This window comes from Amycolatopsis sp. NPDC050768, assembly GCF_040654155.1.
In the GTDB taxonomy this organism is placed as follows: Bacteria; Actinomycetota; Actinomycetes; order Mycobacteriales; family Pseudonocardiaceae; genus Amycolatopsis.
Map to the genome: position 1 here is coordinate 188,567 of NZ_JBFAHL010000001.1, position 19,546 is coordinate 208,112.

The 19,546-nt window shown below is 71.6% G+C and carries 24 protein-coding genes; 14 read left to right on the plus strand and 10 right to left on the minus strand.

The window, feature by feature from the left end:
• Positions 1–97: 97 nt before the first annotated feature.
• Positions 98–1,171, minus strand: coding sequence for a succinyl-diaminopimelate desuccinylase (gene dapE, locus AB0H62_RS00915; RefSeq protein ID WP_220246391.1), 1,074 nt, complete (start codon positions 1,169–1,171; stop codon positions 98–100).
• 43 nt (positions 1,172–1,214) lie between these two features.
• Between dapE and AB0H62_RS00920 the strand changes: the two genes are divergently transcribed.
• The 3 genes from AB0H62_RS00920 to AB0H62_RS00930 all read left to right on the plus strand — a co-directional run bounded on the left by AB0H62_RS00920 (position 1,215) and on the right by AB0H62_RS00930 (position 3,734).
• Positions 1,215–1,661 (plus strand): hypothetical protein, encoded by a 447-nt coding sequence (locus AB0H62_RS00920; protein ID WP_220246390.1) that lies wholly within the window; start codon positions 1,215–1,217, stop codon positions 1,659–1,661.
• Between the two features lie 28 nt (positions 1,662–1,689).
• Positions 1,690–2,670, plus strand: coding sequence for a 2,3,4,5-tetrahydropyridine-2,6-dicarboxylate N-succinyltransferase (gene dapD, locus AB0H62_RS00925; RefSeq protein ID WP_220246389.1), 981 nt, complete (start codon positions 1,690–1,692; stop codon positions 2,668–2,670).
• Positions 2,671–2,765: 95 nt separating this feature from the next.
• On the plus strand, positions 2,766–3,734 hold the full coding sequence (locus AB0H62_RS00930) for a CHAD domain-containing protein (protein ID WP_220246388.1): 969 nt from the start codon (positions 2,766–2,768) through the stop codon (positions 3,732–3,734).
• Between the two features lie 157 nt (positions 3,735–3,891).
• Here AB0H62_RS00930 and AB0H62_RS00935 read toward each other — a convergent pair whose 3' ends face one another.
• Complete coding sequence (locus tag AB0H62_RS00935; RefSeq protein ID WP_360583349.1) at positions 3,892–5,316, minus strand: FAD-dependent monooxygenase; 1,425 nt, start codon at positions 5,314–5,316, stop codon at positions 3,892–3,894.
• 81 nt (positions 5,317–5,397) lie between these two features.
• Between AB0H62_RS00935 and AB0H62_RS00940 the strand changes: the two genes are divergently transcribed.
• The gene (locus AB0H62_RS00940; RefSeq protein ID WP_360583351.1) at positions 5,398–6,018 is read left to right on the plus strand and encodes a TetR/AcrR family transcriptional regulator; all 621 of its coding nucleotides are present in this window, start codon (positions 5,398–5,400) and stop codon (positions 6,016–6,018) included.
• 31 nt (positions 6,019–6,049) lie between these two features.
• Here the strand turns inward: AB0H62_RS00940 and dapC are convergent, their stop codons facing one another.
• The 3 genes from dapC to AB0H62_RS00955 all read right to left on the minus strand — a co-directional run bounded on the left by dapC (position 6,050) and on the right by AB0H62_RS00955 (position 7,754).
• The gene (gene dapC / locus AB0H62_RS00945) at positions 6,050–7,141 is read right to left on the minus strand and encodes a succinyldiaminopimelate transaminase (RefSeq protein ID WP_220246385.1); all 1,092 of its coding nucleotides are present in this window, start codon (positions 7,139–7,141) and stop codon (positions 6,050–6,052) included.
• Entirely contained in the window at positions 7,138–7,458 is a 321-nt protein-coding gene (gene fdxA / locus AB0H62_RS00950) for a ferredoxin (protein WP_220246384.1), read from the minus strand. The genes dapC and fdxA overlap by 4 nt, the downstream gene beginning before the upstream one ends.
• Before the next feature lie 119 nt (positions 7,459–7,577).
• On the minus strand, positions 7,578–7,754 hold the full coding sequence (locus AB0H62_RS00955) for a hypothetical protein (protein ID WP_220246383.1): 177 nt from the start codon (positions 7,752–7,754) through the stop codon (positions 7,578–7,580).
• 47 nt (positions 7,755–7,801) lie between these two features.
• On the opposite strand from AB0H62_RS00955, the gene AB0H62_RS00960 reads away from it, so the two are divergent.
• The 8 genes from AB0H62_RS00960 (at position 7,802) to AB0H62_RS00995 (ending at position 12,748) form a co-directional block, all read left to right on the plus strand.
• On the plus strand, positions 7,802–8,551 hold the full coding sequence (locus AB0H62_RS00960) for a GNAT family N-acetyltransferase (RefSeq protein ID WP_360583354.1): 750 nt from the start codon (positions 7,802–7,804) through the stop codon (positions 8,549–8,551).
• A complete protein-coding gene (gene cofD, locus AB0H62_RS00965; RefSeq protein ID WP_360583356.1) occupies positions 8,548–9,546 on the plus strand; it encodes a 2-phospho-L-lactate transferase in 999 nt (332 codons plus the stop codon). The genes AB0H62_RS00960 and cofD overlap by 4 nt, the downstream gene beginning before the upstream one ends.
• On the plus strand, positions 9,482–10,900 hold the full coding sequence (locus tag AB0H62_RS00970; RefSeq protein ID WP_220246380.1) for a coenzyme F420-0:L-glutamate ligase: 1,419 nt from the start codon (positions 9,482–9,484) through the stop codon (positions 10,898–10,900). The genes cofD and AB0H62_RS00970 overlap by 65 nt, the downstream gene beginning before the upstream one ends.
• Positions 10,897–11,433 (plus strand): NUDIX hydrolase, encoded by a 537-nt coding sequence (locus AB0H62_RS00975; protein ID WP_220246379.1) that lies wholly within the window; start codon positions 10,897–10,899, stop codon positions 11,431–11,433. The genes AB0H62_RS00970 and AB0H62_RS00975 overlap by 4 nt, the downstream gene beginning before the upstream one ends.
• A gap of 10 nt (positions 11,434–11,443) precedes the next feature.
• Positions 11,444–11,590 carry a hypothetical protein gene (locus tag AB0H62_RS00980; protein ID WP_220246378.1) on the plus strand — a complete coding sequence of 49 codons (147 nt, stop codon included), beginning with the start codon at positions 11,444–11,446 and terminating at the stop codon, positions 11,588–11,590.
• 12 nt (positions 11,591–11,602) lie between these two features.
• The gene (locus AB0H62_RS00985) at positions 11,603–11,956 is read left to right on the plus strand and encodes a GntR family transcriptional regulator (protein ID WP_220246377.1); all 354 of its coding nucleotides are present in this window, start codon (positions 11,603–11,605) and stop codon (positions 11,954–11,956) included.
• Between the two features lie 81 nt (positions 11,957–12,037).
• Positions 12,038–12,346, plus strand: coding sequence for a hypothetical protein (locus AB0H62_RS00990; RefSeq protein WP_360583360.1), 309 nt, complete (start codon positions 12,038–12,040; stop codon positions 12,344–12,346).
• Positions 12,347–12,364: 18 nt separating this feature from the next.
• Positions 12,365–12,748, plus strand: coding sequence for a hypothetical protein (locus AB0H62_RS00995; protein ID WP_360583362.1), 384 nt, complete (start codon positions 12,365–12,367; stop codon positions 12,746–12,748).
• Between the two features lies 1 nt (position 12,749).
• Here AB0H62_RS00995 and AB0H62_RS01000 read toward each other — a convergent pair whose 3' ends face one another.
• Both AB0H62_RS01000 and AB0H62_RS01005 read right to left on the minus strand, forming a co-directional pair.
• Positions 12,750–13,643, minus strand: coding sequence for a DNA-3-methyladenine glycosylase 2 family protein (locus AB0H62_RS01000; RefSeq protein WP_360584626.1), 894 nt, complete (start codon positions 13,641–13,643; stop codon positions 12,750–12,752).
• Entirely contained in the window at positions 13,643–14,722 is a 1,080-nt protein-coding gene (locus AB0H62_RS01005) for an NDP-sugar synthase (protein WP_220246374.1), read from the minus strand. Before AB0H62_RS01005 ends, AB0H62_RS01000 begins: the two co-directional genes overlap by 1 nt.
• A gap of 140 nt (positions 14,723–14,862) precedes the next feature.
• On the opposite strand from AB0H62_RS01005, the gene AB0H62_RS01010 reads away from it, so the two are divergent.
• Complete coding sequence (locus AB0H62_RS01010; protein WP_354871199.1) at positions 14,863–15,270, plus strand: hypothetical protein; 408 nt, start codon at positions 14,863–14,865, stop codon at positions 15,268–15,270.
• Here the strand turns inward: AB0H62_RS01010 and AB0H62_RS01015 are convergent, their stop codons facing one another.
• The 3 genes from AB0H62_RS01015 to AB0H62_RS01025 all read right to left on the minus strand — a co-directional run bounded on the left by AB0H62_RS01015 (position 15,271) and on the right by AB0H62_RS01025 (position 18,581).
• Complete coding sequence (locus tag AB0H62_RS01015; RefSeq protein WP_360583365.1) at positions 15,271–16,128, minus strand: glycosyltransferase family 2 protein; 858 nt, start codon at positions 16,126–16,128, stop codon at positions 15,271–15,273.
• A 155-nt stretch (positions 16,129–16,283) separates the two neighbouring features.
• Positions 16,284–17,414 carry a glycosyltransferase family 1 protein gene (locus tag AB0H62_RS01020; RefSeq protein ID WP_220247369.1) on the minus strand — a complete coding sequence of 377 codons (1,131 nt, stop codon included), beginning with the start codon at positions 17,412–17,414 and terminating at the stop codon, positions 16,284–16,286.
• Between the two features lie 99 nt (positions 17,415–17,513).
• Positions 17,514–18,581 (minus strand): glycosyltransferase family 1 protein, encoded by a 1,068-nt coding sequence (locus AB0H62_RS01025; protein ID WP_360583367.1) that lies wholly within the window; start codon positions 18,579–18,581, stop codon positions 17,514–17,516.
• Positions 18,582–18,599: 18 nt separating this feature from the next.
• Between AB0H62_RS01025 and AB0H62_RS01030 the strand changes: the two genes are divergently transcribed.
• Positions 18,600–19,529: a glycosyltransferase family 2 protein gene (locus AB0H62_RS01030; RefSeq protein ID WP_360583369.1), complete on the plus strand. Its 930-nt coding sequence runs from the start codon at positions 18,600–18,602 to the stop codon at positions 19,527–19,529.
• Positions 19,530–19,546: the final 17 nt, after the last annotated feature.

Genomic DNA, 19,546 nt, shown 5'->3' on the forward strand with positions numbered 1-19,546 from the left:
CGTTCGGTGCGCCCAACGCACCCGATGCGGCGTTCGGTGCGTTCAGCGCACCCAATGCCACATTGGGGGTGGGTGAGCAGGGCGCGGCGGCCGGCCGTCAGCTCAAGAACTTGCGCAGGATGTCGGCCACCTGGCGGATCTCCGCCACGTGCACGTGTTCCTGCTGCGTGTGCGCGAGGCTCGGGTTGCCGGGGCCGAAGTTGACGGCCGGCATGCCCAGCGCCGCGAAGCGCGCGACGTCGGTCCAGCCGAGCTTGGCGGCCGCGCGGCCACCGGCGGCGGCCACGAGCTCGGCGGCCGCCGGGGCCGAAAGACCAGGCAACGCGCCCGGCGAGAGGTCCGTGAGCGTGGCGTCGTAGCCGTGGAAGACCTCACGCACGTGGGCTTCCGCCTGCGTGGGGTTGCGGTCCGGGGCGAAGCGGAAGTTGACCGTGAGCACGGCGGCGTCGGGCACGACGTTGCCGGCCACGCCGCCGGAGATCTTCGTGGCCTGCAGGCCCTCGCGGTAGGTGAGGCCGTCGATGTCGACCACGCGCGGCGCGTACTCGGCGAGCCGGCGCAGGGGCTCGGCCAAGGCGTGGATCGCGTTCTCGCCCATCCACGCGCGGGCGGTGTGCGCGCGGGTCCCGCTCGTGCGGATCTCGACGCGCAGCGTGCCCTGGCAGCCGGCCTCGATCGTGCCGTTGGAGGGCTCGCCGACCACGGCCAGGTCGCCGGCCAGCCACTCGGGCAGCTCGCGCTCGATGCGGCCGAGGCCGTTCTTGACCGCTTCGACCTCTTCGTTGTCGTAGAAGACGAAGGTGATGTCGTGCTTCGGTTCGGGCAGCGTGGCGGCGAGGTGCAGGAACACCGCGTCGCCGCCCTTCATGTCGACGGAGCCGAGGCCGTGGAGCAGCTCCTCGTCGCCGGATCCGGTGCGGTGCGACGGGAGGTTGGCGTTCTCCGGCACGGTGTCGAGGTGCCCGGCGAGGATCACGCGCGAGCCGCGGCCGAGGTTCGTGCGCGCGAGCACCGCGTCGCCGTTGCGGACGACCTCGAGGTGCGGCGCCTGCTCGGTGAGCGCGGCCTGCACGGCGTCGGCGAGCCGGCCCTCCTCGCCGGAGACGCTGAACGCGTCGACGAGGGTGGCGGTGAGGTCGGCGGGGTCGGCGCGCAGGTCCAACGAGGTCATACCGGCACCGTACCGACCCGGTGCGAGGGCTACGGTGAGGGACGTGCGCACGCGAAGCTCCCTGGTCGCTCTCGGCGGCGTCCTCCTGACCCTGGTCCTGACCGGCTGCGGCTCCGAGGCGGGCCCCACGCCCGGCCCGAACCCCGGCTCGCCGGGCCCGGACGCCCTGCCGATCAAGCTCGACGCGCTGTCCGCCGACGCCTGCTACACGAGCCCGCAGACGCAGCTGCCGAAGGGCTGCGAGAAGTTCGTCACGGAGGTCGGCGGCACGGCCGCGTCGGTGCACGAGCGCGCAGCGGCCGGCAAGACCGTCGACGTGGCGCTCGACCACGCGGCGGCCGCGCTCGACCAGGGCGTGAGCGCGTTCCGCGGGGCGGGGTGCACGACCGTGCCGAGCCCGGGTGGCGCGTGCACGCAGGCGCTGATCACCATCTCGGGCGCGCTCACGTCGGTGAAGAAGCTCGTGAACCAGCAGGCCACCACGGGTTGAGGCGCGTCACTCGACTACCGTGACCGGCGTGAGCGAGCAGACCCCTGACCCCGAAACGACCGGCGCCGTCGGCGTCGGGCTGGCCACCGTCGCGTCCGACGGGACGGTGCTGGACACCTGGTACCCGCACCCGAAACTGACCGGCACCAGCGCCAGTGGCACCGAGCGGCTGTCGGCCGCCGAGACCACCGAGCTGCTCGGCGACGCCGCGGCAGCGCTGCTCGGGCCCGACACCGACCGCGGTGTCGAGGTCGTCGCGGTGCGCGTGACGATCGACAGCCTGGCCACGGCCCCGGCCGACGCGTACGACGCCTACCTGCGGCTGCACCTGCTGTCGCACCGGCTCGTGCAGCCCCACGGGCAGAACCTCGACGGCATCTTCGGCAAGCTGGCCAACGTCGTGTGGACGAACCACGGCCCGTGCCCCGTCGAGGGCTTCGAGCAGACCCGGCTGCGGCTGCGCAGCCGTGGCGCGGTGACCGTGTACGGCGTGGACAAGTTCCCGCGGATGGTCGACTACGTGCTGCCCACGGGCGTGCGCATCGCCGACGCCGACCGCGTGCGCTTGGGCGCGCACCTCGCGTCCGGCACGACCGTGATGCACGAGGGCTTCGTGAACTTCAACGCCGGCACGCTCGGCGCGTCCATGGTCGAGGGCCGCATCTCGGCGGGCGTGGTCGTGGGCGACGGCAGCGATGTCGGCGGCGGGGCGTCGATCATGGGCACGCTCTCGGGCGGCGGCAAGGAGGTCATCGGGATCGGCGAGCGCTGCCTGATCGGCGCCAACGGCGGCGTGGGGATCTCCCTCGGCGACGACTCCGTGATCGAGGCCGGGCTCTACATCACGGCCGGCACGAAGGTCGTCGTCGACGGCAAGACCGTGAAGGCCCGGGAGATCTCGGGTATTTCGGGTGCGCTCTTCCGGCGGAACTCGGCGACGGGTGCGGTGGAGGTCGTGTCGCGCACCGGCGTCGGGATCGAGCTGAACGAAGCGCTGCACGCGAACTGATCCTTTACGAAACGGGGCGCGCTCCACCAGGGGCGCGCCCTTTTTCGTCACACGTCACGTCCACTCTGCCTGCGGGTTCACCTACCATTCATGTCGTGACCACCGAATCGTTGCCCTCCTCGACCCGCCGCCGCGCACCTGAGCCGACGACCCCGGCCGAGCTCGGCCTGCCCGACGAGCCCGCGAAAGCCGGCCCCCGGGACCCGGCGGCCACCCACATCCGGGCCAAGCTGGACCACGAGCTGCGCGAGCTGCTGGCCCGCGAGCCCGGCACCCGCAGCGGCGCGGATCCCGAAGACCTGCACCAGATGCGCGTCGCCCTCCGGCGGATGCGCAGTGTGCTGAAGACCTCCGGAGCGCTCATCGGCGGCTCCGCCGAGCCCGTGCGCGTCGAGCTGGGCTGGCTCGGCCAGTCCCTCGGCGAGGTCCGCGACTACGACGTGCTGATCGGCCACCTGCGCGAGGTGATCGCCACCTTCGAGGTCCGCGACCAACCCGCGGGCCGTCGCCTGGTCTCGAAGTTCGTCACCGAACGCGGCGCCGCCCGCCGGCGGCTGGCGCGCGCCCTGTCGAGCGCCCGCTACGCCACGCTGTTGCAGCGCATCGCCCAGCTCACGCGCACGCCGGACCACGAGCTCGACCCCACGCCGCTCGGGTCGGGCAGCCTCGCCACCGACGTCCGCAAGCCCTACCGCCGCCTTCTCAAGGCCGTGCGCGCCCTGCCGTCCGACCCGCCGGACGACGACCTGCACGCCCTGCGCATCTACAGCAAGAAGCTGCGCTACACCGCCGAGCTGGCCTGCTCGTCGGCGAAGAAGAAGCAGGCCGCCGCCCTCACCGACCTGGTCAAGGCGACCCGCAAACTCCAAACCGTCCTCGGCGACCACCAGGACGCGGTGATCGCGGCCGAGAAGGTGCGCTCCGTCCTGCCCGGCGCCGACAGCGAGGTCGGCTTCATCGCGGGCCGGATTGCGGAACACGAACTGCTGAAGCGCACCGAGGCCCGGGCGGCTTGGCCGGCGGTGTGGGCCCGGATCGACAAGGCGGCTCACGCGGCTCTCTGACCGAACACCCGCCGACAGACAGCCCCCGCCCTCCCCAGGGGGGCGTCCCCATGTCCATTCTATCGGCCACCTCCGACAAAACCGGTGGTCAAGCCGGTTGGGGACCGAGTCGTCCACAACTCGACGGAGCTGTGGACAACCCACTCAACCCCAGTCACTAAGCCGTGATCGACCAGACGTAGCCGTCCGGCCGAACCAGCACCCGGCGGCCCGCCGCGGCCTCGTAAGCCGCGTACGCGTGCCCGCCGACGTCCACCAGGTCCGGGCCCGAAGCCACCGACCCGGCGGGCAAGATCCGGTACCCCGGAACCTCCGACGAACCCACCACACCCGAACCGAAAACCAGCTCCGCAGCGTGCGGCCCCCGGAACAGCTCGAACAGCCGCATCGACTTGCCGTTCGCATCCACCAGCGGTGCATCCGGAGCCCGGTCCCCCGCCCGAAGCGAGCCGGCACCAGCACCAGCCAACGGCCCACCTCGGTACCCGACATCCAGCTGCTGCGTCTCCGACCCCCGCCGATGCGCGTCCTCATCCCCGTCGGTGTATTTCTCCATCAAAGCCGTCGAAATCCCCAGCACCCGCGCCGCGACCGCGCGCCGCTCGGGCTCGTAGCTGTCCAGCAAGTCGGCGGACCCGGAGGCCAGCTTCCATCCCAGGTTGTACGCGTCCTGGACCCCGGTGTTCAGCCCCTGCCCGCCCGTCGGCGGGTGCACGTGCGCGGCGTCGCCCGCCAAGAACACGCGCCCGACGCGGAAGGAAGCAGCCAGGCGGATGTTCGGCCGCCACACGGTCGACCAGGCCAGGTCGAACAGCTGAATCCCCCCGCCCGACACGGAGTCCAGCCGCGCCTGCAACGCCGGCAGCGAAGTCTCCACCGCCAGATCCCCATCCCCCAGTGGCGCCCCGAACTGGAAGTGCGGGGTACCGGCCAGCGGCGTGAACGCCACCCCGCTCATCGGCGACGAAGCCGGCGCGAACCAGTACGACGAGTCGTGCGAAAGCCCCGAAGCCTGGACGTCCCCCAGCAACATCCGGATCGACTCATCAGTTGTGCCCTCGAACGGAATCCCCAGTGCCTTGCGCACAAAGCTCTTGCCGCCGTCGGCGCCGACCAAGTACGCCGCCTCCACCGTCTCCCCCGTCGACAGCGAAGCCGTCACACCCGAAGAAGACTGCGTGAAGCCCTCCAGCCCCACCCCGAGCTCCACCTGCACCCCGAACGACGACAGCCGCTCCCGCAGGATCCCCTCTGTCTGCGACTGCCCCAAGAACCAGATGTTCGGGTACGGCACCGCGGGCGTCGGCTCGACGGTGTCGCTCATCCAGCGCTCCTGCACGAACTCGCCGTCCAGGTAGACCTTCATCGGGTACTGCGGCGAGCCCGCGGCCAGCACCGCGTCGAGCACACCCAGGTCCTCGAAAACCTCCAGCGTGCGGGGCTGCAGGCCGTCGCCGCGGGAGCCGTTGAAGAACGCCGACGCCTTGTCGATGAGCCGGACCGCGACGTCGCGCCGGGCCAGTTCGATGGCCAGCGTCAGGCCGGTCGGGCCCGCTCCCGCGATCAGCACTGCGGTGTCCATGTCCCCTCCAGTGAATTAGAATTCAATGAATCTGGATTCATCATGCGCGCTGCTAGCGTTCCTGTCAAGGGAGGTGCCGAGATGACGGCGACGAGCCGCAAGGAGAAGGCCGCCGAGACGGAGACCGCGTTGAAGGAGGCGGCCAAGCGCGTGTTCGCGCGCAAGGGCTACCTGAACACGAAGATCACCGACATCACGGCGGAAGCCGGCCGCGCGGCGGGCTCGTTCTACAACCACTTCGCCGGCAAGGAGGAGCTGCTCGAAGCACTCCTGGGCGACCTGGCCGCGGCGGGCGACGAGGAGGCGGCCGCGGAGGGCCACCTGTCGGACTTCAGCGACCCCGAGGCCGTGCGCTGGCACGTGCGCCAGTACTGGGACTTCTACAAGGCCAACGCGGCCACGATGCAGGCGCTGCGCCAGGCGTCGATGGTCCACGACGGGTTCGCGAGCACCCTCGCGAGCTTCGGCGTCACACAAGCGGCCGACCTCACGGGACACCTCGAGCGCGTCACAGCCGCCGGTTACGAGCTGCCCGCGTCGACGCAGCTGAGCATCGTGATGATGTACCAGCTGATCGACAACTTCGCGCAGATGTGGCTCACCGCCCCGGAACCCACGGGCTGGACGGCGCCGAGCGACGACGAGGCCGTCGAGGCGCTCACGAGGTTCGTCTACCGGGGCTTCACGGGACGCGATTTCTGAGCGGGCGCACCGAAGCGCGCCCGCTCGGGAATCAGGAGTTCAACCGCTCCGCGGCGGTGTCGATGCGCTCGTCGGTGGCGGTCAGCGCCACGCGCACGTGGTTGCCGCCGGCCGGGCCGTAGAACGTGCCCGGCGCCACGAGGATGCCGCGCTCGGCCAGCCACGCGACGGTGTCCAGCGCCGGTTCCCCGCGCGTGGACCAGAGATACAGCCCGGCTTCGGAGTGGGAGATCTCGAAACCGTTGTCCTGCAACGCTTTCCGCAACACGAGCCGACGGCGCAGGTAACGCTCGCGCTGCGCGGCGACGGCCTCGTCGTCGGTCAGGCCGGCCACCATGGCCTCCTGCACCGGACGCGGCACGATCATCCCGGCATGCTTGCGGATCTCCAGCAGCTGCTTGACCAGCCGGGGATCGCCGGCGATGAAGCCCGCGCGGTAGCTCGCGAGGTTCGCCGACTTCGACAGCGAGTGCACGGCCAGCAGCCCGTCGAGCCGTCCACCGTGGACGGACGGGTGCAGCACCGACACGGGCTCGGCGTCCCAGCCGAGCGAGAGGTAGCACTCGTCCGACGCCACGATCACGTCGCGCTCACGCGCCCACTCCACAACCTTGCGCAGGTGCTCGACCCCGAGCACCTTGCCGGTCGGGTTCGACGGCGAGTTGAGCCAGATCATGGCCGGACGCTGAGGACCGAGCTGCGTGAGCCCGTCCGCGCGGATGACGTCGGCGCCCGCCAGCAGCGCACCCACCTCGTAGGTCGGGTACGCCAGCTCGGGGATCACGACGGTGTCGCCCTGACCGAGGCCGAGCAGCCGCGGCAGCCAGGCCACGGCTTCCTTCGACCCGATCGTCGGCAGCACCGCGTCGGGCTCCAGACCCTCCACGCCGTAGCGCCGGCCCAGCGCCTCCACCGCGGTGGTCCGCAGCGCGGGCGTGCCGTGGGTGGCCGGGTAGCCCGGGATCTCCGAGACCGACGCCAGCGCGTCGCGGATCCCGGCCGGAACCGGGTCCACGGGCGTGCCGACGGAGAGGTCGACGATCCCACCGGGATGCGCCTGCGCGCGGGCCTTGACCTCGGCGAGCGAATCCCAGGGGAAGTCGGGCAAGGGGCGGGTCGTCATTCGCCCTGCGGGGGCAGCGCCTTGATGAAGGCGGGGTCGTGGCTGGTCTTGCCGACCTTGGAGGCACCGCCGGGCGAGCCCAGCGTGTCGAAGAAGTCGACGTTGGCCTTGGTGTAGTCGGACCAGTTGTCGGGGACGTCGTCCTCGTAGTAGATCGCCTCGACCGGGCAGACCGGTTCGCAGGCGCCGCAGTCGACGCACTCGTCGGGGTGGATGTACAGCATCCGCTCGCCCTCGTAGATGCAGTCCACGGGGCACTCGTCGATACACGCCTTGTCGAGCACGTCGACGCAGGGCTCGGCGATCACGTAGGTCACTGCGTACTCCTGCTTTTCTCTGCTTAGCCAGTCCCTGCGGACATTACGCGCTTCCCGAGGCACCGGTAGTGCTTAGGCAACCCTTAGCCATACCCCTGGTATGGGGCCGAATGTCCCGCTCAGCGGTCCCGGCGGCGGGGCTTCGGGGCGTTGCGCGCGTCGCCGGTGATGGTGAACCCCGGGCCGGCGGGCTTGGTGTCGCCCTCGCGCTTCTCTTTGAGGGTGCGTTCGAAACCGTCGGCGATCTCGTCGACCAGGTCGTCGTTGTGCTTGTCGTCCCTGCGCACGTAGCTCATCGGTTCTCCCTGAGAACATGGGGTGCCGCCTCAAGGACAATCTAACCGTGAACGACTCGGAAAAGCTCGAACTCGTGTGTGCGCAGGCCTGGCAGCCGGTGGTCGACGAACCCCTCGGCGACTGGCGCCTGCGCTGGGCCGGCGGCTTCACCGGGCGCGCCAACAGCGCACTCGCCGTGGGCAACCCCGGCCGGAGCGTGGCCGTCGCATTGAAGGCCGTCTGTGACTTCGCCCACGATCGGGGGATCCCACCGGTCGTCCAGGTGATCCAGGACAGCGGCACCGAGCGTGAGGTGGCGGCCGCCGGCTGGCGCGAGTGGACCAAGCACGCCGCGGGCTACCAGGTGTCGGTGCTCGTCGGGCCGCTGCCGGCCGGGCCCGCGCAGGACGCCGAGGTCCTCGACGAGCCGACGCCGGCGTGGTGGGAGCTGGCCGCGGACAACTCGTCACCGGGCACGGCCGAACGCCACGTGCTGAGCACGGGCAAGGTGGGTTATGGCGTGGTTGACGTGGACGGCGTCACCGCCGGAGCTGTGCGCGGTGCCATCGTGGACGGGTGGCTGCACGTGTCGCGGCTGGCCGTGCGGCCGGAGTTCCGCCGGCGTGGGCTCGCGTCGGCGCTCATGTTCGCGCTGGCCGGCTGGGGCCGCGCGCACGGTGCGGAGAGGTGGGTGTTGCAGGTGGCCGTGGCCAACGAAGGCGCGTTGAAGCTGTATTCCGCGCTCGGCTGTACGGAGCACCACAGGTACCGCTACTGGGGCCCCGGTGCCTCCGCGTGCGAGGATCCGCAGTCGTGAAGATCGTCGTACTGGTCGGTGGAGTCGGTGGCGCGCGCTTCCTGCTCGGCGTGAAGACCGCACTCGGGACGCCCGCGATCGGCGAGCCGGAGAGCCCGTCACCGCACGAGGTCACGGCGCTGGTGAACACCGGCGACGACGTGTGGATGCACGGCCTGCGCATCTGCCCCGACCTCGACACCTGCATGTACACCCTCGGCGGTGGCATCGACACCGAACGCGGCTGGGGCCACGCGGGCGAGACGTGGGTCGTCAAGGAGGAACTCGCCGCGTACGGCGCGGAGCCGACGTGGTTCGGGCTGGGAGACAAGGACATCGCGACGCACTTGATCCGCTCGCGGATGCTGCGCGCGGGCTACCCGCTCTCGGCCGTCACCGACGCGCTGTGCGACCGCTGGCGCCCGGGCGTGCGGCTGCTGCCGATGTCGGACGACCGCGTGGAGACCCACGTCGTGATCGACGACCCCGACCAGCCGGAGCAGCAGAAGGCGATCCACTTCCAGGAGTGGTGGGTGCGCTACCGGGCCGACCGGCCGGCGCACTCGATCGTTTCGGTCGGCGCCGAGGAGGCCAAGCCCGGGCCGGGGGTGCTCGAGGCGCTGGGCGAGGCCGACCTGATCCTGTTCGCGCCGTCGAACCCGGTGGTGAGCGTCGGCACGACGCTCGGGGTGCCGGGTGTGCGCGAAGCGCTGCGCAAGTCGAAGGCCAAGGTCGTGGGCATCTCGCCGATCATCGGTGGCAAGGCGCTGCGCGGCATGGCCGACGCGTGCCTCACGGCGATCGGCGTGGAGACCTCCGCCGAGGCCGTCGGCCTGCACTACGGCGCTCGCTCCGACGGCGGGGTGCTGGACGGCTGGCTCGTCGCCGAGGAGGACCACGATGTGACGGTGCCGGGCGTGGCCGTGCGCGCGGTGCCGCTGCTGATGTCCGATGTGGACGCGACCGCCGCGATGGTGCGGGCGGCCTTCGACGTTGCGGGAGTTTCCGGTGTCTGATTCGGCCAAGCCTGAGTTCAGCGATCACGCCTCGGCCAAGGTCGAGATCCTGCCCGTGACCGGGCTGCCCGAGTTCCGTCCGGGCGATGACCTCACCGGCGCCCTCGTCGCGGCCGCGCCGTGGCTGCGGTCCGGCGACGTGGTGGTGGTGACGAGCAAGGTGTTCTCGAAGGTCGAGGGCCGGCTCGTGCGCGTGCCGAGCGACCCCGAGGCCCGCGACGCGGCGCGGCGCGAGCTGATCGACCAGGAGACGGTGCGGGTCGTCGCGCGCGTCGCGCGCACGGTGATCACGGAGAACCCGCTGGGGATCGTGCAGGCGGCTTCGGGGATCGACGCGTCGAACGTGCAGGGCGACGAAGTCGCACTGCTGCCCGCGGACCCGGACGCATCGGCGCACGCGCTGCGCGGCGGGCTGCGGGAACGGCTGGGTGTCGAGGTCGCCGTGGTCGTCACGGACACGATGGGCCGCGCGTGGCGCGTCGGGCAGACCGACGCCGCGATCGGTGCTTCGGGCCTGCGCGTGCTGCACGCGTACGCAGGGCAGGTCGACTCGCAGGGCAACGAGCTGGCCGTCACGGAGATCGCGGTGGCCGACGAGCTCGCCTCCGCCGCAGACCTGGTCAAGGGCAAGCTGGGCGGCCTGCCGGTGGCGGTCGTGCGCGGCCTGCAGCTCACCGACGACGGCTCCACCGCGCGGAACCTGATCCGGCCCGTCGACGAGGACCTGTTCCGCTTGGGTACCAACGAAGCTCTGGCACAGGGGCGGCGCGAAGCCGTGCCGCACCGGCGTTCCGTGCGCACGTTCTCCGACGCGCCGGTGGATCCATCGGTGGTTCGGCGGGCGGTCGCGGCGGCGTTGACCGCGCCCGCGCCGCACCACACGCACCCCGTGCGGTTCGTGTGGCTGCGCGACGCCGGGTTGCGCGCGAAGCTGCTGGACGCCATGCGCGAATCGTGGCGCGCGGACCTTTCGAAAGACGACTTCACACCGTCGCAGGTCGAGAAACGCTTGTCGCGCGGGGACATTCTGTATCGCGCGCCCGAGGTCGTGATCCCGTTCCTCGTGCCCGAGGGCGCACACACCTACCGCGACCAGCGGCGCAACGACTGCGAACACACGATGTTCACGGTCGCCGCCGGCGCCGCGGTACAGGGTCTGCTGGTCGCGTTGGCGGCGGAGGACCTGGGCTCGTGCTGGATCGGGTCGACGATCTTCGCGGCCGACCTCGTGCGGTCGACGCTGGGCCTGGATTCGCGCTGGGAGCCGCTGGGCGCCGTCGCGATCGGGCATCCGCTGGAGACGCCGCCCGTGCGTTCACTGGGCGAGCCGGGCGAAGGTCTGGTGGAGCTGTGAACTTGCATTCGGACGCCGTGACGGTCCTTTCGACGTGGACCCCTTCTCTGGGCTCGCAGGAATCTTTGCGCCAGGCGTTTCTGGGTTTCCTGGCGACGCGGGACGACACCGTGCAGCGCTCGTGCGAGGCAGGGCACCTCACGGCGTCGGCCGTGGTCCTGGACTCGACGGGTACGCAGGTGCTGCTGACGCTGCACCCGCGCGTGGGCCGCTGGCTGCAGCTGGGCGGGCATTGCGAGCCTTCTGACGCGTCGGTCGCCGAGGCCGCTCTGCGCGAGGCGACGGAGGAGTCGGGCATGGCCGGCCTGACGATCGGCGCCGAGCCGGTGCACCTCGACGTGCACCCGATCACGTGCTCCCTCGGCGTGCCGACGCGGCACTTCGACGTGCGCTACGCGGTCCGCGCGCCGGCGGGGGCCTTGCCCGTCCGCAGCGACGAGTCCGACGACCTGCGCTGGTGGCCGGTCGGCGCCCTGCCCGCGGGGTCGGAGGACTTGGCCGAACTCGTGAACGCGGCCGTTTCGTCCCGTTAGCATGGCGGGCATGCCCCTGGTGCCCGCCAACCCGCACATCCACACCGGCGACGGTGGTTTCGTGAGCGGCTGGGTCGTGGCCGTGGGGTTCGGGGTGGCGATCGTGCTGGTCGTGGTGGGTGTGATCGTCAGCCTGCGCAGGAAGCGCCGGCGTTAGGGAGGTTCCGCGGTGACCGTGAGCTACGACAGCGCCTCTTCGGTGCCGCCGTTCGAGCAGGTGCGCTCGTCGATCGCCGCGCAGATCAACGACGGCACCCTCGCCGTCGGCGCCAAGCTCCCCACCGTGCGCGCACTGGCCTCGGACCTGGGCGTCGCCCCGAACACGGTGGCGCGCGCCTACCGGGAACTCGAGGAAGCCGGCCTCATCGAAACGCGCGGCCGGGCAGGGAGTTTCGTGGGTGCTTCGGGGGATGAGTCGCGTTCGCGGGCTCTGGCGGCGGCCGCGGATTACGCAGCGGTGACGCGGCAGCTGGGGCTGTCGACGGACGAGGCGCTGGCCATCGTGACGGCCGCGCTGCGCTGACCGTTTCGGTTTCGCCCGGCCCCTGACGGCCGGTCCCCCTACGATGGCGATGGCCTGTGGCCGGGGAGAGGGGATTGTGTCGTGAACGCCATTCAGCCTTGGCATCTCATCATCTTGTTGCTGCTGGCGGGCATCGTCGTGGCGATCGTGGTGGGTGTGCAGGCTTCGAAGAAGCGGCGGCAGCCGCCGATTCCCCGGCCGTGGCAAGGAATGCAGTCTCCGGGATATCCGCCGGGGCAGCAATCTGGATATCCGCAGCAGCCGGGGTATCCGCCGGGCCAGCCGTACGGGGGCTATCCGGGACAGCAGCCTCCGGCGCCGCCCGGCCGATACCCGCCGCCGCAGCCGTACCCGCCAGGTCAACAACCGCCGTCCGGATTCGGGAACTGAAAAGGAGATTCAGCCGCCGTGTTGCGTTTCGCACTCCCAGCGCTGCTGATCATCGTGCTGGTGATCATCCTCGTGCTGAAGTTCACCGTCGGGCGGAAGCCGAAGCAGCAGCCTGGTCCGCAGTACCCGCCGCAGCAGCAGTATCCGCCGCAGCAGTTCGCGCAGCAGCAGCCGATGCAGCCGGGGCAGTACCCGCAGCCGGGATACCCCGGGCAACAGCCAGGACCGTATCCGCAGCAGGGATATCCCGCGCAGCAGCAAGGTCAGCCGAACCAGCAGGCCGTGCAGAACTGGCAGCCCTACCCCTCACCGCAGCAGCCAGGCCAGCCGGGTCAGCCTGGTCAGCCGGGTCAGCAACAGCCGAACCAACAGCCGGGCCAGGGTCAGCAGCCGCCGCAGTAGGTCACATCGCGCGGTAGTCGCGGAGTTCGATGCGGGGCCCGAAGCGTGGCGCACGGGCCCCGCCGACCTCCAGGTACCGGATCGCGCGCTGACGTTGCGGGGCGTAGGGCGCGAGGAGTTCGGCCATGGCCTCGTCGTCGATGCGGTGGCCGAGGAGCGTGTGACCGACCATCGACGGGATGTTGTAGTCGCCGAAGCTGACGGCGTCCGGGTCGCCCCAGGCGCGTTGGGCGATTTCGGCGGCGGTCCACACGCCGATGCCCGAGACCTTGCGCAGCAGGGCCCGGCCCTCGGAACCCCTTAGCGCCACGGCTTCCTCCAGCCGTGGAGCCACGCGCGCGGCGTTGATCAGCGCCGTCCGGCGTTTGAGGTCCACGCCGATGCGGTGCCAGTTCCAGTCCACAATGGACCGGATTGCGACCGGCGACGGCGGTACGCGCAGCGAAGCAGGCCCCGGGCCGGGCGCGGGCGTGCCGAACCAGCGGCACATCTCGGCCCACGACCGGATCGCCTCCTTGCCCGACACCTTCTGCTCCAGCACCGCCAGCACGAGCGAGTCCCACACGCGCCGCGTCGAGCCGAGGCGCAGGCCGGGGGCGTCGTGGCGCGCGCGGGCGACCACGGGGTGGTGCGCGACGAAGCCGGTGTCGTCGTCCTCGGCGCCCAGCAACGCCGGCACGCCGTCGAGCAGGAACTCCGCGCCCGGGCCCCACGCGTCGGCCTCGACGACGCCGTCGGGCCGGCGCAGCAGAGCCAGCGTGCCCTTGCCGGACGGCGTGTTGGCGGCCAGCCACCAGACGCCGCGGTCACCGCGGAAGTTCAGCGAACCGCGCCCACGGCTGAGCGGGCCCAGCACCGCGGCCAGGTCCAGCGGGAAGGGCGGTCGCCACTCGATCATGCGTCGCTCGAGAACCGGATGCCGCCGTCGGGCAGGGTGACGCCGGGCCAGACGCGGGCGCCGTCGAGGAGCTCGCAGCCCGCGCCTACGGACGCGCCGTCGCCCAGGACCACGCCACGCAGCACGGCACCCGCCCCGACGAACGCGCCGCGGCCCAGCACCGAACGCTCCACAGTGGCCCCGGCCTCGACCACGGCTTCGTCGAACACGACCGAACCGTCGACGGTCGCACCGTCGCCGATCACGGCCTTCTCGCCGACCGTCGTCCCGCCCGTCAGCTGAGCCGACGAAGCCACGGAAGCACCGTCGAGCACCAGCGACTCGCCGGTCGGGCCCGCCAACGCGGACGTCGGCGCGATGCCGCGCACGAGGTCCGCACTGCCGCGGACGAACGCCTCGGGCGTGCCGACGTCGAGCCAGTACGAGGAGTCCACAAAGCCGTGCAGGTGCGCGCCGGCTTCGAGGAGTCCGGGGAACGTCTCGCGCTCCACCGACACGCGCCGGCCCGCCGGGATGGTCTCGACCACCGAGCGGCGGAAGACGTAGCAGCCGGCGTTGATCTGGTCCGTCGGCGGGTTGGGCGTCTTCTCGAGGAACGCCTGCACGCGGCCGTGCTCGTCCGTGGGGACGGAGCCGAAGCGGCTCGGGTCGGGCACGCGCTGGAGGTGGAGGGTGACGTCGGCGCCGGTGTCCACATGGGTCTGGAGCTGGTGGCGCAGGTCGGCGCCGGAGAGGATGTCGCCGTTGAAAATGATCGCGTGGTCCGCGCGCAACCTGTCGTACACGTTGCGGATCGCGCCGCCGGTGTCGAGCGGCTCGTCCTCGACCACATACTCGAGCTCGAGGCCGAGGGCCGCCCCGTCGCCGAAGTACTCCTCGAAGACCTCGGCACGGTAGGACGTGCCGAGCACGACGTGGCGGATCCCGGCCGCGCGAATTCGCGAGAACAGGTGACTCAAGTAGGGGGTGCCTGCCGTCGGCAACATCGGCTTCGGCGCGGACAGGGTGAGCGGCCGCAGGCGGGTGCCCTTGCCCCCGACCAGCACGACGGCGTCGACCTCGAGCTCGGACGTCACAGAAAACTCCTCTTGTATCACGCACCGCTGAGCGACAAGCCGCGGGAAACGCTGACGGCTGCGCCCCCGAGGGCCTACCCTAGACAGGAAACAGGTGGGCCTTTCCCCAGAGGCCCCGGGTCAGTCGGGAGGCCGAGGGGATGGACCCCCGCGATCGCGCGGACGCTTTGCTCGCACGCGCACGTTCCCGCGGCGCCTTTGTGGTGACGCCGGACAACATGACATCGCCGATGGACGCCTCCAACACGCAGCAGATCCCGAGATCCGTGGTCTCGGAGCTCGACCAGCAGGATCCCGACACGACGACGCAACTGCCGGCGTCGTTGATCGAGGAGAACGACGAGCATCCGCTGGCGAAGCCGAGCACGACCACGCCGCTGGAGGTGCCGGCCGCGCAGGTGACCACGCCGCTGGTGGCGCGCCCGCAGGCCGCGCCCGTGCCGAGTCCCCTGCGGGAGCCTGCCGAGGAAGAGCTGACCGGGCTGGTGCCGACGATCAAGCAGAGCAGCGGCCGGTCGAACCTCTCGCGGCGTCTCGACGGGCTGTGATCACGCGCCCTCGAGCTTGACGCGAACGGCCAGCCCGAGCTTCACCGCCGCCAGCACGGGCTTCCACAGCACGCCCTGGTGCCGGTCGGCGAGGTAGCGGTAGGCGCTGGCGTGGTGCGCGCGCAGCATCTTCTTCGACACGCGCGCCGTGGACACGCCACCGATGTGCATCACGCTCGACGAGGGCGCGTAGACGTTCAGCCAGCCGGCCTTCGCCAGGCGGTCGCCGAGGTCGACGTCTTCGAAGTACATGAAGTAGCGCGTGTCGAAGCCGCCGACCGAGTCGAACGCCTCGCGCCGGAACAGCTGGCACGAACCGCTCAGCCACTCGGACGTGCGCTCCTGCGGCGTGGCGTTCTCCTGGCGGTACTGGCGCGTCCACGGGTTGCCCGGCCAGACCGTCGCGAAGACGGCGTGCCCGATCCCCCGCCCGAACGACGGCAGAAGACGAGCGGACGGGTAGACGGTCCCGTCGAGGTCATGGATCAACGGCCCGAACGCACCCCCACGCGGCCACCGCTTCGCGACCTCGAGGAGCGCGTCCAGCGACCCCCGCTCCCACTCCAGGTCCGGGTTGACCACGACGACCCACCCATAGCTGTCGTCGAGCGCCGCCACGCCGCGGTTGGCGGCCGTGCCGTACCCGACGTTCTCGCCGATGCTGACCAGCCGGACGTTCTCGCGCTCCGCCGCCTTCTCGGGCCCGCCATCCGTGGACGCGTTGTCCGCGACCACCACACGGACCTCACGGTCGGTCGCCTTTTCCAGCGTGTCGAGGAACTTCTCGAGCATGTCGCCGGGAAAGTAGGTCACGGTCACGACGGCCAGATTGTCGCCGTAGCTGCGCTGCTCAGTCACGGCACCCATTGTCCCCTGCTCACACACGGCTACGGGCATGCATCGACCCCGTCACCGAGGGTGATGCCGGGCGGGCCGGGCGGTCTTCGGGACACGACGCCGTTCGCCCTGCCGCCGGTTTCGGCGAGCACCCGCGCAGCGTTCAACCGCGCCGGTCAGTGCATTCGGCGGTGCCGATCCCAAGCCTTCCCATACGCCTCCCGATGACGCTCCGCCGTCGTCGCCCAGGAGAAGTCCTTGGCGCGCTGCTGGGCGGCCGCCGAGAGGAAGGCGCGGTGGGACGGGTCGGCGAGGAGTTCGGTGATCGCGGCGGCCACGTCGCCCGCGCCGACGCCGCAGTAGGCCACGGCGTCGCCGCCGACTTCCGGTAGCGACAAGCGGCGGGTGGTGAGGACAGCGGCGCCGCAGGCCATGGCTTCGAGCACGGGCAGGCCGAAGCCCTCGCCCAGGGACGGGTAGGCGACCAGTTCGGCGCCGCCCAGGAAGCCCGCGAGAGTCCCGAAGGGCAGGTACCCGGCGCGGATCACGCGCAGGCGGTGGGGCACGGCGTCGAGTGCGCGTTCGACCTGTGTGTCCCAGCCCGGCTGGCCGGCGAGCACCAGTGCGGGGGCGTCGCGCTCGCCCGACATCGCCCGGGCGTAGCCGCGGATCAGCGCCGGCACGTTCTTGCGCGGCTCGAGCGCCCCGAGGAAGGCGATGTACGGCGTCCGCCCGATGCCGACGGCCGCGCGAGCCGCGGCGATCTCCTCGGGGGACGGCGGGTGAAAGCGTTCCGTGTCCACGCCGTGGTGGATGATTTCCAGTTCCGCGTGCCGGACGGGGGTCACGCGGCCCAGCTCCAGCGCCGTCGCCTGGCTCGGAACGACGCACAGCGTCGCGCGGCGCAGCGCGGCCACGGTCCACGCGCGGAAGAACCGCGCCTTCACCGACGAGTGCAGCACGGGGTCGGTGAAGAACGTCGCGTCGTGCAGCGTCACGACCGAAGCCGCGCCGCTCGCGAGGGGCATCGTGTAGTGCGGCGAGTGGACGACGTCGGCCGCCAGCCGGCGCACGAGCCGCGGCAACGTCGCCTGTTCCCAGGTCAGACGGGCCGTGCGGGTGGACGTCGCGGGCGACGCGGGCACCACGCGCGCGCCGGGGGCGAGCCGGTCGTACAGCGACAGGTCACGGGGCTGGCACACGACCGTCAGCCGCGCGCCGTCCTGGTCCAACGCCGCGACGAGCGAGTCCACGTACCGGCCGACGCCACCCCGATCCGCGGGCACCGCGGTCGCGTCGATCAACACACGGGGATCACCGGTCACGTGAGCAGAGTACGGCGATCACCCAGCGAGCAAGTAAGGAACCGACGAACTGACAGTGCGTGACCCGATCTCGCAGGTGACTCAGGTTCGCTTCCGATGCGCCGCCCACACCGCTTCCGCCGCGGCGCGCCACGTGAACTCGCGCGCGCGGTCGCGGCCGAGCCGCACCAGTTCCGCCGCCCGCGAAGGCGACCCGAGCACCTCACGCAACCCGGCCGCCAACGCCACCGCATCACCCCGCGGCACGACCACCCCCGCGCCACCGGCGACCTCCACCAGCGCCGGCACGTCCGTGTGCACCACCGGCACTCCGGAAGCCATGGCCTCCAAAACCGGCAGCCCGAAGCCCTCCGCCAAACTGGGCACGGCCAGGACGCTCGCGCCGCGCAGGGCCGTAGCCAGTTCCGCGTCCGTGACCTTGCCCAGGACGTGCACGTCCGTCAGGCCGCGCGAAGCCGCGAGGTGCACCGGATCGATGCCGCCCCAGCCGGGCTGCCCGGCGAGCACCAAGGCGACATCGCCCACCGCGGCGACGGCGTCCACCAGCACGTCGATGCCCTTGCGCGGCTCGATCGTGCCGACGGCCAGGACGTACTTCGACGGCAGGTCCAGCGCCGCCTGTCCCTGAGGCACCGTCACGCCGTGGGGCACGACGCGCACCGGCACGGTCACGTCCACCAGCACGGCCAGCTCGTCGGCCGCCGCTCGCGTCGGCACGATCAAGGTCGACGCCCGGCGCGCGGCTCGCGCGATCATCGACCGGTGCCAGCTCACGCCGCGGGCGGTGAGGGTCTCGGGGTGGGTCCACGGCACGGTGTCGTGGACGGTCACGGTGAGCGTGCGGCCCGCGGGCGGGCGCGGGGGCGCGAAGGGCGTCGGCGCGTGGACCGCGTCGCCGCCCGGCCACCAGGGCACGCCGAGCTGCCACAGGCCGACGAGGGCACGCGGCGGAACCGGGAGCGCGCGCGGCCCCTCGACGCCTTCGACAACGGCAGGCGATACGTCTGCGTGGCGCGCGACCACGCTCGACACCGTCCAACCCGGCGGCGCGGTGCGCGCCAGCGCGGGCAGCAGTTCGGCGGTGTACCGGCCCGTACCACCCGGGACGGGGGCGAGCAGCTGCTCGGCGAGCACTACCAGTTCGGGCACGCCGCTATTCTCACCCAGGTGACCAGCGCGGAAACCGGCAGCACCGTCGTCGTGGTCACCTGGCGTGGCGCGGCTCACGTCGAGGCCTGCCTCGACGCCCTCGCCGCCCAGACGCGTCCACATCGGACGCTCGTGATCGACAACGCCTCCGACGACGGCACGGCCGCCCTCCTGGCGGCCCACCCGTCGAGACCGCAGGTCATCCGCCTCAGGCGCAACACGGGCTACGCGGGCGCGATGGCCGTGGCCCTCGACCGCACGACAACCCCGGCCATCGCCTGGCTCAACGACGACGCCGCCCCCGAACCCACCTGGCTCGCCGAGCTCGAAGACACCCTCGACGAACAGCCGCTCGCCGCCGCCGTCACGAGCCACTTGGAGCTCGCCGACGGCACCACGCAGTCGACCGGCGTCCGCCTCACCGCCGACGGCCACGGCGCCGACCTCACCGAACCCGTCGACGAGGTCTTCGGCTTCTGCGGCGGCGCCGCACTCCTGCGGGCCGACGCCGTGCGCGCCGTCGGCGGCGTCCCCGCGAGCTTCTTCTGCTACTACGAAGACACCGACACCGCGTGGCGCCTGCGTCTGGCCGGGTGGCACGTCGTCTCGGCCCCGAAGGCCCGCGTCCGCCACCTCCACGGCGCGAGCACGAAACCCGGCTCACCCCTGTTCCACCGCTGGAACGAACGCAACCGTCTCCTCATGCTCCTGCGCTGCGCCCCGGCCGCGATCGCCGTGCGCGAAATCGTCCGCTTCGCCCTGATCACCGCCCTGCTCCCCCTCCGCCGCAGCAAGCCCGACGCCGCCAACTTCCACGTTGGCCTTCGCGCTCGCGTGCTGGCCGAAGTCGCGATCCGACTCCCCGCCACCCTGCGCGCCCGCAGACGCACAGGCACGATCACCACCCTCGGCCGAGGGGCGATCTGGGACGCCTGGGCGGGCCCTTAAGCTGGGTCAGGGCCGAC